This is a genomic window from Klebsiella sp. WP3-W18-ESBL-02 (assembly GCF_014168815.1).
Classification (GTDB): domain Bacteria; phylum Pseudomonadota; class Gammaproteobacteria; order Enterobacterales; family Enterobacteriaceae; genus Kluyvera; species Kluyvera ascorbata_B.
In genome coordinates this window covers 1,799,603-1,813,177 of the sequence record NZ_AP021972.1, presented here as the reverse complement: position 1 = coordinate 1,813,177, position 13,575 = coordinate 1,799,603, and the positions used below count along the sequence as shown (strand labels likewise).

Annotated in this window: 9 protein-coding genes; 4 read left to right on the top strand and 5 right to left on the bottom strand. The window is 54.8% G+C overall.

Features of this window, described 5'->3' with window-relative positions; all coding sequences use genetic code 11:
- Positions 1–54: 54 nt before the first annotated feature.
- Complete coding sequence (locus H7R56_RS08515; protein ID WP_106929422.1) at positions 55–1,395, bottom strand: glycoside hydrolase family 28 protein; 1,341 nt, start codon at positions 1,393–1,395, stop codon at positions 55–57.
- A gap of 1,042 nt (positions 1,396–2,437) precedes the next feature.
- On the opposite strand from H7R56_RS08515, the gene H7R56_RS08510 reads away from it, so the two are divergent.
- Positions 2,438–5,104 (top strand): autotransporter outer membrane beta-barrel domain-containing protein, encoded by a 2,667-nt coding sequence (locus H7R56_RS08510; RefSeq protein ID WP_182928576.1) that lies wholly within the window; start codon positions 2,438–2,440, stop codon positions 5,102–5,104.
- A 93-nt stretch (positions 5,105–5,197) separates the two neighbouring features.
- Here the strand turns inward: H7R56_RS08510 and bglX are convergent, their stop codons facing one another.
- Positions 5,198–7,495 carry a beta-glucosidase BglX gene (gene bglX, locus H7R56_RS08505; protein WP_106924432.1) on the bottom strand — a complete coding sequence of 766 codons (2,298 nt, stop codon included), beginning with the start codon at positions 7,493–7,495 and terminating at the stop codon, positions 5,198–5,200.
- 199 nt (positions 7,496–7,694) lie between these two features.
- On the opposite strand from bglX, the gene dld reads away from it, so the two are divergent.
- On the top strand, positions 7,695–9,416 hold the full coding sequence (dld, locus tag H7R56_RS08500; protein WP_106924431.1) for a D-lactate dehydrogenase: 1,722 nt from the start codon (positions 7,695–7,697) through the stop codon (positions 9,414–9,416).
- Positions 9,417–9,548: 132 nt separating this feature from the next.
- Positions 9,549–10,103 (top strand): GNAT family N-acetyltransferase, encoded by a 555-nt coding sequence (locus H7R56_RS08495; protein WP_106924430.1) that lies wholly within the window; start codon positions 9,549–9,551, stop codon positions 10,101–10,103.
- Positions 10,104–10,110: 7 nt separating this feature from the next.
- Here H7R56_RS08495 and pbpG read toward each other — a convergent pair whose 3' ends face one another.
- The gene (pbpG, locus tag H7R56_RS08490) at positions 10,111–11,064 is read right to left on the bottom strand and encodes a D-alanyl-D-alanine endopeptidase (protein WP_106924429.1); all 954 of its coding nucleotides are present in this window, start codon (positions 11,062–11,064) and stop codon (positions 10,111–10,113) included.
- A gap of 179 nt (positions 11,065–11,243) precedes the next feature.
- A complete protein-coding gene (locus H7R56_RS08485) occupies positions 11,244–11,831 on the bottom strand; it encodes a Yip1 family protein (protein ID WP_106924428.1) in 588 nt (195 codons plus the stop codon).
- 153 nt (positions 11,832–11,984) lie between these two features.
- On the opposite strand from H7R56_RS08485, the gene H7R56_RS08480 reads away from it, so the two are divergent.
- Complete coding sequence (locus tag H7R56_RS08480) at positions 11,985–12,557, top strand: DedA family protein (protein WP_106924427.1); 573 nt, start codon at positions 11,985–11,987, stop codon at positions 12,555–12,557.
- A 77-nt stretch (positions 12,558–12,634) separates the two neighbouring features.
- Here H7R56_RS08480 and H7R56_RS08475 read toward each other — a convergent pair whose 3' ends face one another.
- The gene (locus H7R56_RS08475; protein WP_106924426.1) at positions 12,635–13,291 is read right to left on the bottom strand and encodes an oligogalacturonate-specific porin KdgM family protein; all 657 of its coding nucleotides are present in this window, start codon (positions 13,289–13,291) and stop codon (positions 12,635–12,637) included.
- Between the last annotated feature and the right edge of the window lie 284 nt (positions 13,292–13,575).

The following is a 13,575-nucleotide window of genomic DNA, read 5'->3' as shown; positions in this document are numbered from 1 at the left end:
CCCCTTGAACAGTACAAAACGGCGGGGCCAGGGCCACGCCGTCATCAAATAGACTCAGGCGTCGGCGTTGTCCTGCACGATGGCGTGCGTGTTCCAGCCCGCGGGCAGCGGCACAGGTCGACGAATGCGCAGATCGATCAGCGTCAGTTCGTCTACGCCGCGGGCGTACACCGCCGGTAGCCCTCCCGGATAGCGCTCAACGCCCCAGGCGCGCCCGGTTTGCGGATTGACGCGATAGGCGTTATCCAGCCCCATGCCGGTTGGGCTTGCCGGGTTGCACGGCGGGCGAATGTCGTAGCACCCCTGTTCGTCAGACGGCCCGGACAGCTGGTGCAAGGCCAGTCCGTTAAAGGTGACGCGGCGAATCTCCCCTGCCGTTTCGCTGTGCAGGTTGATTGCGCCTTCGCTCGCGCCGGAAAGCTGGCTGAAGGTGATGTCTTCGATGCTGCCCGGAGGAACCTGCGGGTCACGATGGCGCACAGAGATAAACACCGGATCGGCTTTTCCCCAGTGGCACGGGTGGCCGTGGCGACAGTCAAAAAGGATGTTGCTGAAGATCATCTGGCTGAAACGGCCGCCGTCGCGGGAAACGAGGCCAATGCCGCGATTGGACTCAAAGATGGAGCAGTTATGCACAGCGATATGGCTGATATCGGCAAAGGTTTCAGTGCCAATTTTGATGGCGCAGCTTTTTGAGCGGATCAGGCAGTTGCTGACCACCACGTGGCGAGTCGGCTGCTGTAGCGCCGCCGGTTTGCGGGTGGTTTTAATGCAGATACCGTCGTCGGCGGCGCTGAAATAGCTGTCGCTGATATGCACGTGCTGGCAGCTGTCGATATCCAGCGCGTCGGTGTTCGACAGCGCCAGATCGTTATCAATCGTCAGGTTCTGAATGAATACCTGATTGCAGCTCACCAGGTGCGCTGTCCACATCGGCGAATTGCTGAGGGTGATATCGCGAATACGCACCTGCTGGCAGCCTTCCAGGACCAGCATGCGCGGGCGCTGGGTTTTCGGCTGGCGATAGCCCTGGGCATCGGCACGGGTAGCGAACCAGGCGTCAGCCCCGCCGTCCAGGCAACCTTCACCGCTGAGGGTTATATGGTGGCGATCGCGCGCATAAATCAGCGCCATGCGCGACAGTTCGGCCACCGTCTGGGTTAACGCCGCCGGATAGTCTGCGTCGTTCGGGCTCGCCAGCAGCCGCGCGCCGGCTTCAAGGTGCAGAGTAAAGTTGGACGGCAAAACAAGCGTGCCGGTCAGCCAATCGCCCGGCGATACCACCAGCGTGCCGCCGCCCGCACGGTCGATTTCATCAATCAGCTGCTGCAGTTGGGCGGTGAGCGGCGTTTTACCGCTGCGATCGAGTGAGGTGTTATGCAGTGAAATCTTCATGTGGCTACCTGCGAATGTTGAGATAGCTGCATTTAACGCAGATTCCACGCTTCTCTCGTGGAGCAGAAGCGGGCTTTTTTACGTATTAGTGAATGGTGTCACGGCGGATATGGCGGCTTCGGACGGGTTTTGAACCCGCGCACAAAACGTGGTGGCCCGGGTTTAGCGATAAGTGAAGTTCGTCACAGAACACGCGACATCAGGAGCGATAAACGGGCCGTTTCGCGCAGACTTCGCCACAGCAGAAAGAAAATGGTGACAGGGAGCACAAAATGGCGCGAAAACGGGCGTTGGGGGATTGCCCCTCCCCCTGAGCCTCTCTCGGGACCGGGGTATGCGGTGTGTTCGCACACGCTCCGAGGCGCGCCCGCAGAATGCTCAGGGCAAACAGCGATCGTTCCAACGATAACCCCACCAGCAAAAAGAACCTAACGAGAATATGAATAACACCGGCCAGGCTATCGCAAATGAAATCGCAGTATATTATTTTCAAAAAGCCTTGCCGGTTATACGCCATAAAGCAACGCTGAAAATACGAGCCCCCGGATAGCAGGAATACCCTTACCGATACATGAGAAGTATTTTCAATAATCATAAAGCCATATGACACTCGCAGTCGCAGAGCGCTCCTCCGAATGAATTACGCAATAAAACCCACAGAAAAACATTATTCTCAATGGTTGTCGTAAAAATCCTAACAACGCTTTTAGTAAAACGCATTTTTACTTTTATCATATTGTTTTATAAGCATTTTTAATAAAAACAAAAACACGCCAGAATTGATAAAAATATATTATTGAGAAAAATACAAATAATATAAATAGACTTAAAAATGCATCAATTTACTCGCCGTCGTCACGCGTTGACACCCCCTGACATTGGTTGTATACATTGCTTCAAAGGAACTCATTACTCATTGTTGTAATACCAGCAGATATTTATCCATTAAATAGCTGTGGGGCTGGCTTTGGTTCTCATTAATTCATCAGCAATTAATTATCTATCAACCAACAGTCAGCGTCTTTAAGGAAGAGGTGCGCAGATGAACAACACAAAGAGATACATCGATAAAAAAACTTTTTTTAAAAGGACCGCGCTGAGCATTGCTGTTGCTCTCATCTCAGTAGGAAGCCACATTCCTGTTGCTTATTCTGACTCAGTACTGGATTACGATAACGTCCTTTACTTTTACGGTGGAACACCGTTGAGCAGCTATGATACCGTAAATATTACCGTCTCTGGGTCTGGAACCGTCCAGCCGCTAGCGGGATTTGGCGCTTATCTGCAGACTAATGGCGCAAATACCTACTTGCTAAACAACGTTACGATTAGCACCACTGGGTCAGCCGCCGATGCGATCAGGGGCAACAGTGAAGCCATATACTTCAGGGCCAAAAACCTCACCATTACCACCACGGGTTCATCCGCCGACGGGATAAACGTCGCGTCTGATTTTAACAATAATTATGACTCTCTGGTTTATGTGACAGAGTCGGCCAACATTTCGGTGAAAGATGGCGTCGCCGTCAGAGCCAATAACTTCCAGAACGCCGGGGCAAACAGCATTATTATCCTGGCGGGCAGTAATGTCATTAAGGTGACGGGCACCGGCAGCGCATCTAACACTAGCGACAGCAAAGGTTATGCCGTCTATGCCGGTAACCGAAATACGGATACTAACGGCATCGGTATTATGGATATTCTTAAGGGAAAAAATAATAACACCTTAGGAAACTCCTACGTCTTCATCGGCAAGAACTCTGAAATATCCACGGCGACTAGCGCGGGCCATGCCGTCTATGCCAACAAAGGTGGGCTGATCCAGTTAGGCGATGGTGTCGATATTTCGACTACCGGTGCCAACGCTTACGCCATTTATGCTTCCACCGAACAGCAGGGTACTTATACCGATAACGTACGCCCAGGTAGCGTCTACCTGGAGGGCGGTGCAAAACTGAGAGCCGCCAACAGCGCCAATGTTATCCAGGCCAAAGGGGTGGGTTCCATTATTTCCAGCCAATCCCTTGCGGTGCCGGTCATCGCTGATGATTACAACAGATTGGATAGGCTCAATATCGACAGAACCGCCCTGTCTGACACCGAAGGGGTTTTTGATATTGAAGGCAATATTGACGCCACCAGCGGCGGCACGGTTGCGCTGAATATGTCTGATACCTCCCGTTTTTTAGGCTCTTCCAGCGTCGATGCGGCATCAACGGTCAATCTCAACATCATGGGTAGCGACAGTCTGTGGACAATGACGAAGGATTCAACGTTAACCAACCTGACGCTGGATAGCGCCACGCTGCTATTCCAGGCGCCGGGCAGCGGCGATCCGTTAACGCCGAAAACGCTCACCGTGTACGGTAACTATGTAGGTAACGGCGGGCTGCTGGTGCTCAACACGGTGCTGGGGGATGATAATTCCTTAACCGATAAGCTGATCGTACAGGGAGATACCTCCGGGACGACTCGGGTGGCCATCAATAACGCCGGCGGTAGCGGTGATAAAACCATTACAGGGATTGAAGTGATTCACGTCGATGGTCTCTCTGACGGCGAGTTTGTGCAGTCCGGGCGTATTGTTGCCGGGAGTTATGACTACGCCCTGCAGCGTGGAGAGAGAACGCAGTCCGCTAACTGGTATCTGCTTAATGCCGCGGCCCCGATCGTTGAGCCAGAGCCGACCCCCGACCCCGCTGCGGAAGTTCCCATCGTCAACCCGGAACAGCCTACCATGCGTCCGGAAAGCGGAGCCTATATTGCCAACCTCGCAGCCGCTAACTCGATGTTTAACACCCGCCTGCACGATCGTTTGGGCGATACCCAGTACATCGACCGGTTGACCGGTGAAGAGAAAGTCACCAGCATGTGGCTGCGAAACATTGGCGGTCACACCCGCTTTAAAGATTCCAGCGGCCAGTCGAGTACCCAAAGTAACCGCTATGTCCTGCAGCTTGGCGGGGATATTGCGCAGTGGAGCACCAACGGGCTGGATCGCTGGCATCTGGGGTTGATGGCAGGCTACGGCAACAGTCAGAGCAATACCCGCTCTAACGTCACCCGTTATCACTCCCGTGGGCAGGTGACCGGCTATAGCGTCGGGCTTTATGGAACCTGGTACGCGAATGAAGCCGACAAAACCGGAACCTACGTGGATACCTGGTTCCTCTATAACTGGTTTAATAACAAAGTCTATGGGCAACAGCTCGCCACGGAGAAGTACGACTCTGATGGGATCACCGCGTCCATCGAAGGCGGCTACAGCTACCTGATGGGCGAACGTAGCGACGGCCGCTCGACCTACTGGATCCAGCCTAAAGCACAGTTAACATGGATGGACGTGCAGGCCGATACTCACACCGAAGCCAACGGCACGCGGGTGAAAGGTAAAAACGACGGTAATCTGCAAACGCGTCTCGGCGTAAAAGCCTTTATTAAAGGGCATAACGCCATTGACGACGGCAAGAACCGCGAGTTTCAGCCCTTTGTTGAAGCCAACTGGATTTATAACAGCCAGTCGTATGGCGTCGCAATGAATGGCGTCTATAACTACCAGGCCGGGACGCGCAACATTGGCGAACTGAAGGCTGGGGTCGAAGGGCAACTGGGGAATAATTTGCATATCTGGGGCAACGTTGCCCAGCAGATCGGGGATAAAGGCTACAGCGATACACAAGGTATGTTAGGTATCAAATACGCTTTCTAAGCACGCCAGATGACGCTCATCGGTCGCCCCCCCGATGAGCGGTCGCTGAACTTCTCCGCCTCCGCGGAGAAGTTCACGACATCAAGATCACGCTTACAACAGCTCGAACTCACCCTGCTTAACGCGCGCAGAATCCACGCCAATAAAGACATTGAACTTGCCCGGCTCAGCGGCGTACTTCATCTGCTGGTTCCAGAACTTCAGCGCCTCTACGTCAATCGGGAAGCTCACGGTCTGGGTCTCACCCGGCTTGAGGGTCACCTTCTCAAAGCCCTTCAGCTGTTTCACCGGGCGGCTCATTGACGCCGTCACATCCTGCAGATACAGCTGAATCACCGTCGCCCCTTCGCGCTTGCCGGTGTTGGTCACCTGCACGCTGGCGGTGACCCGGCCGTCCGGCTTCATGCTCGGCGCGGACATTTTCACGTCAGAAACCGAGAAGGTGGTGTAGCTCAGACCGTAACCAAACGGATACAGCGGGCCGTTGGCTTCGTCAAAGTAACGCGAGGTGTACTTGTTCGGCTTGTCGGCATTGTACGGACGCCCGGTGTTGAGGTGGCTGTAGTACTGCGGAATCTGCCCCACGGAGCGCGGGAACGACATCGGCAGTTTACCGGAGGGGTTGTAGTCGCCAAACAGCACGTCGGCAATGGCATTACCGCCTTCGGTACCGGCGAACCAGGTTTCCAGAATGGCGTCAGCCTGGCGGTCCTCATTCACCAGCGTCAGCGGGCGACCGTTCATCAGCACCAGCACCAGCGGCTTGCCGGTAGCTTTCAGCGCGGCTATCAGATCCTGCTGGCTTTTCGGAATCGAGATTTCAGTGCGGCTGGACGCTTCATGGGCCATGCCCTGCGCTTCCCCCACCACCGCAACCACCACATCAGATTGTTTGGCGGCGTTGACCGCTTCGTCAATCATCGCCTGCGGCGAACGTGGGTCGACCTTCACCGCTTCTTCATACAGATTCAGGAAATCGATGATGCCTTTGTCGGCGGTGACGTTTGCGCCTTTGGCGTACAGCACTTTGCCTTCGCCGCCCATCACATTTTTAATGCCGCTCAGCACGGTCACCGACTGACCGGCGACGCCGGCGGCAGACCAGCTCCCCATCACGTCACGCTGGCTGTCGGCCAACGGGCCAACCACCGCGACGGTAGCGTTTTTCTTCAGCGGCAGAGTGTCCAGACGGTTTTTCAGCAGCACCAGGCTCTGGCGCGCCACCTCACGGGCCTCGGCGCGATGCAAACGGCTTTCGGCGTTGGTATCCTGCGGGTCTGAGTCTTTTGGCCCTAAGTGGCTGTAGGGGTCGTTAAACAGCCCCATATCATATTTCACGTTCAGCACATGCCGCGCGGCGTCGTCGAGCTCGGCCATCGTCACTTTGCCCGCCTTCACCAGCCCCGGCAGGTACTTGCTGTAGTACTCGTCGCTCATGCTCATATCAATGCCGGCCTTCAGCGCCACGCGTACGGCATCTTCCGGGTCGGCGGCAACGCCATGTTTAATCAGCTCTTTAATCGCCCCGTGATCGGAGACCGTGATGCCTTTAAAGCCCCACTGGTCGCGCAGCACGTCTTTCAGCAGCCAGGCATCGGAGGTGGCCGGGGTGCCGTTCAGCGAGTTTAAGCCGATCATCACCGCGCCGCTGCCCGCATCCAGCCCCGCTTTATACGGCGGCATATAGTCGTTGAACAGACGCTGCGGGCTCATATCGACGGTGTTGTACTCCTTACCGCCTTCCACCGCGCCATAGGCGGCGAAGTGTTTAACGCTGGTCATCACCGAATAGCGATCTGCGGGACTTTTCCCCTGCATCGCTTCCACCATGGTTTCACCCATGATGGAGGTTAAATAGGTATCTTCACCGAATCCTTCTGAGGCGCGGCCCCAGCGCGGATCGCGCGAGACATCAACCATCGGCGCCCAGGTCATGTTCAGGCCATCGTCGGCGGCTTCATAGGCCGACACGCGACCGACGGTTTTCACCGCATCAAGGTTAAACGTTGAGGCCAGGCCGAGGCTAATCGGGAAGACGGTGCGCTGGCCGTGCACCACATCGTAGGCAAAGAACAGCGGAATCTTCAGGCGGCTGAGCGACATCACCTGATCCTGCATCGCACGGATATCCTGACGGGTGACGGTATTGAAAATCGCCCCTACCTGGCCGTCTTTAATCATGTCGCGGATAGCCTCTTTCGGGTTATCCGGCCCGACGCTAATCAGGCGCAGCTGACCGATTTTTTCATCGACCGTCATTTTTTTCAGCAGCTCGGTCACAAACGCGTCCCGCGCCTGCGGCGTCAACGGATGGTTGCCGAACAGATCCTCCGCCAGAGCGGGTTGTAGCGCCAGGCTCACGGCGACGCCAACAGAAAATAACCATTTCATATTTTTGTAGTCTCTTTTATCCATGCCGGGTAGAGCGGCTGAGAGTCGATGAAAAACCGCAGTTTGCCATAAAGTTAAAGGAGCGGGGTAAAGAAAGCCAAGGTTATTCTCTGATTTTTAGAAACATTCACTCCCCCAATGATCATACAAAGCGCTATTCTTAGAGACGACAAATTTGCCCCACCACAAGGAGTGGAAAATGGCTGCTCAAACCACAACCGATAATAATGCCCTGATTAACGAACTCTCCCGTCTGGTTGGTCACGCTCACCTGCTGACCGACCCGGCGAAAACCGCCCGCTATCGCAAGGGCTTCCGCTCCGGCAACGGCGAAGCGCTGGCCGTGGTCTTCCCCGGTTCGCTGCTGGAACTGTGGCGGGTGCTGAACGCCTGCGTCAATGCGGATAAAATTATTCTGATGCAGGCTGCTAACACCGGTCTGACCGAAGGTTCAACGCCTAGCGGCAACGACTACGATCGCGATATCGTGATTATCAGCACCCTGCGTCTCGATAAGCTGCACCTGCTGGACAAAGGCGAGCAGGTGCTGGCATGGCCGGGCACCACGCTCTATTCGCTGGAAAAAGCGCTCAAACCGTTGGGCCGCGAGCCACACTCGGTCATTGGTTCTTCCTGCATCGGGGCGTCGGTCATCGGCGGGATCTGCAACAACTCTGGCGGTTCTCTGGTCCAACGCGGCCCGGCCTATACCGAGATGTCGCTGTTTGCCCGCATTGACGAAAACGGCAAGCTGACGCTGGTTAACCATCTGGGTATCGATCTGGGCACAACGCCAGAGCAGATCCTCAGCAAGCTTGATGACGATCGCGTGAAGGACAGCGATGTACAGCACGACGGACGCCACGCTCACGATCACGACTACGTCAACCGCGTACGCGACGTCAACGCCGATACACCGGCACGCTATAATGCCGATCCGGACCGTCTGTTTGAGTCTTCCGGGTGTGCGGGCAAGCTGGCGGTTTTCGCCGCGCGTCTTGATACCTTCCCGGCAGAAAAACGCCAGCAGGTATTCTACATTGGCACCAACCAGCCGGATGTGCTGACCGAAATCCGCCGTCATATTCTCGCCGAGTTTAACAACCTGCCGGTGGCGGGCGAGTATATGCACCGCGATATCTACGATATTGCTGAGCAGTACGGCAAAGACACCTTCCTGATGATTGATAAGCTCGGCACCGACAAAATGCCGTTCTTCTTCACCCTGAAAGGCCGTACCGATGCCATGCTGGAAAAAGTGTCGCTGTTCAAACCGCACTTTACCGACCGCTTTATGCAGAAGCTGGGCCACGCGTTCCCGGCGCACCTGCCGGAGCGCATGAAAACCTGGCGCGATAAGTACGAACATCATCTGCTGCTGAAAATGTCGGGCGACGGCATTGATGAAGCCAAGGCATGGCTGGTGGAATACTTTAAACAGGCCGAAGGTGATTTCTTCGTTTGTACGCCGGAAGAAGGCAGTAAAGCGTTCCTGCACCGCTTCGCCGCGGCAGGCGCGGCTATTCGCTACCAGGCGGTGCACGCCGACGACGTTGAGGATATCCTGGCGCTGGATATCGCGCTGCGTCGTAACGACACCGAGTGGTTTGAGCATTTACCGCCGGAGATCGATAGCCAACTGGTGCATAAGCTCTACTACGGCCACTTTATGTGCCACGTTTTCCATCAGGATTATATTGTCAAAAAAGGCGTCGATGCCCACGCGCTAAAAGAACAAATGCTGGCACTGCTGCGCGAGCGCGGCGCACAGTATCCGGCGGAGCATAACGTTGGCCATCTGTACGAAGCCGATGACAATCTCAAACGCCACTATCGCGAAAACGATCCGACCAATAGTATGAACCCGGGGATCGGTAAAACCAGCAAGTTGAAAAACTGGGGCGAAAAAACCGACGCATGATGTGAGGTAGCTCGAAACCTGTAGGCCGGATAAGCGCAGCGCCATCCGGCAATATGCCGCTGAGTGCCGGATGGCGCTGCGCTTATCCGGCCTGCGGTCCGGGCAACACGGTTAACCATAAGGAATTCAATGATGTCTACGCTTGATGTCACCTGCAACGCCGATATTGAAATCCGCAACGCGCAGGCCGACGATGTTCAGGCTATTGCCGCGCTGTATGCCTGGCACGTCCTCAATGGGCGCGCCTCATTTGAAGAAGTCCCGCCGTCCATCGATGAAATGCAGCAGCGGATGCTGCATATCCAGGAGCAGGGGCTTCCCTGGCTGGTGGCGCTCTATCGCGGTGAAATTGTCGGCTACTGCTATGCCAGCCCCTACCGCCCTCGCCCGGCCTATCGCTACACGCTGGAAGAGTCTATCTACATTGATACCAGCATGACCGCCCACGGTATCGGTAGCCGCCTGCTCGCGGCGCTGATTGCAGTATGCGAACAGGGCCCGTGGCGGCAAATGCTGGCGGTGATCGGCGACGGCAATAACAATACCGGCTCGCTGCGCCTGCATAAAAAACACGGTTTTGAAGTGGTCGGTCAGCTGCGAAGCGTCGGCTACAAGATGGGGGACTGGCGGGATACGGTTATTATGCAACGCCCACTCAACGATGGTGACTGGACGTTGCCGGAATAAAGAGAACTTAATCGTCCTGGGTGGTCTGCCCGCTACGCTGGGCTTTCGCGATGTCGCCTTCCACCTGGGCCTCTTTCTGCTTTTTATAGCTCAGGGCCGCGGCCGGTACCGGCATCACCTTCCCGGTTTCAACCCAGGTACGCAGACGGCTGGCGTCGGCAAAGTGGGTATATTTGCCGAACGCATCCATCACCACCATCGCCACCGGGCGCTTGTTCATGACGGTGCGCATCACCAGGCAGTGGCCTGCCGCATTAGTAAAGCCGGTTTTCGTCAGCTGGATGCTCCAGTTATCGCGATACACCAGATGGTTGGTGTTGCGGAACGGCAGCGTATAGGCAGGACGAGCAAAGGTGGCGGTGTCTTCTTTCGTCGTGCTCAGTTGACCAATCAGCGGATACTGTTTGGTGGCAATCAGCAGCTTCGTCAGATCGCGCGCGGTGGAGACGTTATGAATCGACAACCCCGTCGGCTCAACGTAGCGGGTGCGGGTCATACCCAGCGCCTTCGCTTTGGCATTCATGGCGCGGATAAACGCATCATAGCCGCCCGGATAATGGTGCGCGAGGCTCGCGGCGGCGCGGTTCTCAGAGGACATCAGCGCCAGCAGCAGCATATTTTTACGGCTAATCTGGCTGTTGAGGCGCACGCGGGAGTAGATCCCTTTCATCTCCGGCGTGTGGCTGATATCGACAGTCAGCATTTCATCCAGCGGCAGGTGTGCGTCCAGCACCACCATCGCCGTCATCAGCTTGGTGATTGACGCCATCGGTCGCACCAGATCGGGCTGGTTGGCATAAATGACTTTATTCGTTTCAAGATCGACAATCATCGCGCTACCGGAGGCAATTTCCGGCTGCGAAGCCACGGCGGAGACGGCGGTTTTAGCACTCGCCTGAGGCGCAAAAGGCACAGCCAGCACGAAAGCAAGGCTGAGCAGGGAAACGCGAAATTTCTGCATGGTGAGTATTCTGGTGGTTATTTATGCACATTATCATAGACAGCCGCTTTGCCCTAAACGATTGCGAAGCGGAACAGCCCATCATAGCGCGTAGAACGCGGCATCTACCAGAAAATAATGGTGAACAAATGCTGCATTGCTGACGTAATTAAATTCACATCAGCAATGCATATAGGCACTCAGAACAGCCGGTAGCCGTAGCCCCACAGCACCACGGTCAGCGCCAGCAGCACCTCCAGCACCAGCACGCCGATGGCGAGGGTTGAACTGGCAAAACTGAGCCCCTCTTCTCTATCGATATTCAGGAAGGTGGGAATGCCGACGTACAGCAGATATCCGGTGTAGAACAGCGCCACCGTACCGACCAGCGCACACAGCCACACCAGCGGGTAGAGCGCCACGATGCCGCTCAGGAAGATGGGCGTCGCAACGTAGCCAGCAAACACCATACAGCGCTTGAGCGACGGACGTTGCGGATAGTTGCGCGCCATCCACCAGATAACGCGCCCCATCACCGCGACGCCAACCAGCATCAGCGCATAAAACAGTACCGCCATGCCCAGGCCGGTCATCAGCGACAGCCGGACCACGTTACCGTCGCCAAAATTCCAGCCCAGCTGAGTGGTGCCAATAAACGCGCAGACCACTGGAATGGCCGCCATGACCAGCACATGATGCACGTAGTGGTGAGAAACGGTTTCGTTCTCGCTACGGATAACATGCATTTCTTTATCAGGGTGGGAGAACAGTCCCCATACATGGTTCATAACGCCTCCTCTGCACGGCTTCGTACCACGTTGCTGTAAGTATAATTCACAGCAATGATTATTTTATGTACAACGCAAAAAATAGCGGGCCCTGCAATCTCGCCGTGAGGGTGTATGATGAATAGTATGATGTTGTAAGGAGTGAGTGTTTGTATGGATATCAATAACCTGATTTCCCATTATGGCTACGCCGCGTTAATTATCGGCAGCATGGCGGAAGGCGAAACGATTACGCTGCTAGGCGGTGTGGCTGCCCATCAGGGGCTGCTGAAATTTCCGCTGGTGGTGATCTCCGTGGCGCTGGGCGGCATGATTGGCGATCAGGTGCTGTATCTGTTGGGCAGAAAGTTCGGCGGGCGACTGCTGAGGCGCTTCTCGCGCCACCGGGCACGAATTCGTAAGGCGCAGAGGCTGATTAAGAACCACCCCTATCTGTTCGTGATCGGTACCCGCTTTATGTACGGCTTTCGCGTCATCGGCCCGCTGCTGATTGGCGCCAGCGGCCTGCCTCCGAAAATTTTTCTGCCGCTGAATATCTTTGGCGCAGTGGTGTGGGCGCTGCTGTTTACGACCCTTGGTTATCTGGGTGGCGAGGCAATAGGCCCGTGGCTTCACCATCTTGATAAACACCTGAAGCATCTCATCTGGCTGGCGCTGGCGATTGTGCTGGTGGTCGCCGCACGCTGGTGGTTCAAACGGCGTGAGGCGAAAAAGCCGCAGGAATAAGGATACCCGGCCCGGCGTTCACACCGCCGGGCACTGTCCGGAGTGGGCGGTACGCGCCTCGTCCGGGGGCATCAGCATCAGAAGGAGTATTGAACCCCTACGCGGTAACGCGTCTGGCGGTCTTCCTCGGTGCTGCTGACGGAGACGTTGCCAATTTGCGCATAGGGCTTCCAGTTTTTATCAATGCTGTAGGCCACTTTGAAATCCAGTTCGTAATCGTCTTTTCCGTTGTCATAGCGATTATAATCCTGGCTCTTTTTATACAGATAATTGCCCTCAAACGCCCACGGCCCGGTTTTATAGCCTAGCCACAGATCGCCACGGTTAATATGCTCATCGTCTTTATCCGCCGAGGTATCACGGGCATATTCATAGCGATAGCGGGCCGCAATATAAAAACCGCCTTCGAAATTATACTGCCCTCGAATATAGGGTTTATAGATCGCCTTCGATGACGATGTTTCCAACGCAAAGCCGGGTTGAATCGCAATATTCGGCATGGCGTTAAACTGATAGCTAACGACATATTCATCGCCATTATCAACAACATCATTAAAGGCTTTATCCGAATGCTCGCCGCCCGACTTGGTTTTGGCCTCCACCGAGAAGCCAAAGCCGTTACCAAAACGATGAGAGATCAGCACCCTGTCTTTCTGGCCCTGCGAGGTGTCGGTATATTCATGGCGCAGGTCAATGGTAACCGCACTTGCCGATGCGCTAACCAGCGCCAGCATTCCAAAGGTTATTAATTTTTTCACGCAATCGTCCTCTGCTTTTTGTTAATAAAAATCAGTGAGGAACTGGCTGTAATATTTAAAAAGCAAATGTAATTATCAATAAATATACATTAAAACCAAAAAGATATTATTTTTCTGGGGAGCGATATTAGGGGGCGTGTAGACAGGTGTCATGCATTTAAAGATAAATACGTGATCGCAGGCATATTTTAATTCAAGCGCTATCGTTATTTTTAATTAAAATAAAAATTAGATTTTGAGAAAATATATTAGCGATTAAT

Bases quoted from the DNA above. Each gene is read 5' to 3' on its own strand.
- bglX (WP_106924432.1), bottom strand. From the start codon at position 7,495: ATGAAATGGTTATTTTCTGTTGGCGTCGCCGTGAGCCTGGCGCTACAA.
- H7R56_RS08510 (WP_182928576.1), top strand. From the start codon at position 2,438: ATGAACAACACAAAGAGATACATCGATAAAAAAACTTTTTTTAAAAGG.
- H7R56_RS08495 (WP_106924430.1), top strand. From the start codon at position 9,549: ATGTCTACGCTTGATGTCACCTGCAACGCCGATATTGAAATCCGCAAC.
- H7R56_RS08475 (WP_106924426.1), bottom strand. From the start codon at position 13,291: ATGCTGGCGCTGGTTAGCGCATCGGCAAGTGCGGTTACCATTGACCTG.
- H7R56_RS08480 (WP_106924427.1), top strand. From the start codon at position 11,985: ATGGATATCAATAACCTGATTTCCCATTATGGCTACGCCGCGTTAATT.
- pbpG (WP_106924429.1), bottom strand. From the start codon at position 11,064: ATGCAGAAATTTCGCGTTTCCCTGCTCAGCCTTGCTTTCGTGCTGGCT.
- H7R56_RS08515 (WP_106929422.1), bottom strand. From the start codon at position 1,395: ATGAAGATTTCACTGCATAACACCTCACTCGATCGCAGCGGTAAAACG.
- H7R56_RS08485 (WP_106924428.1), bottom strand. From the start codon at position 11,831: ATGAACCATGTATGGGGACTGTTCTCCCACCCTGATAAAGAAATGCAT.
- dld (WP_106924431.1), top strand. From the start codon at position 7,695: ATGGCTGCTCAAACCACAACCGATAATAATGCCCTGATTAACGAACTC.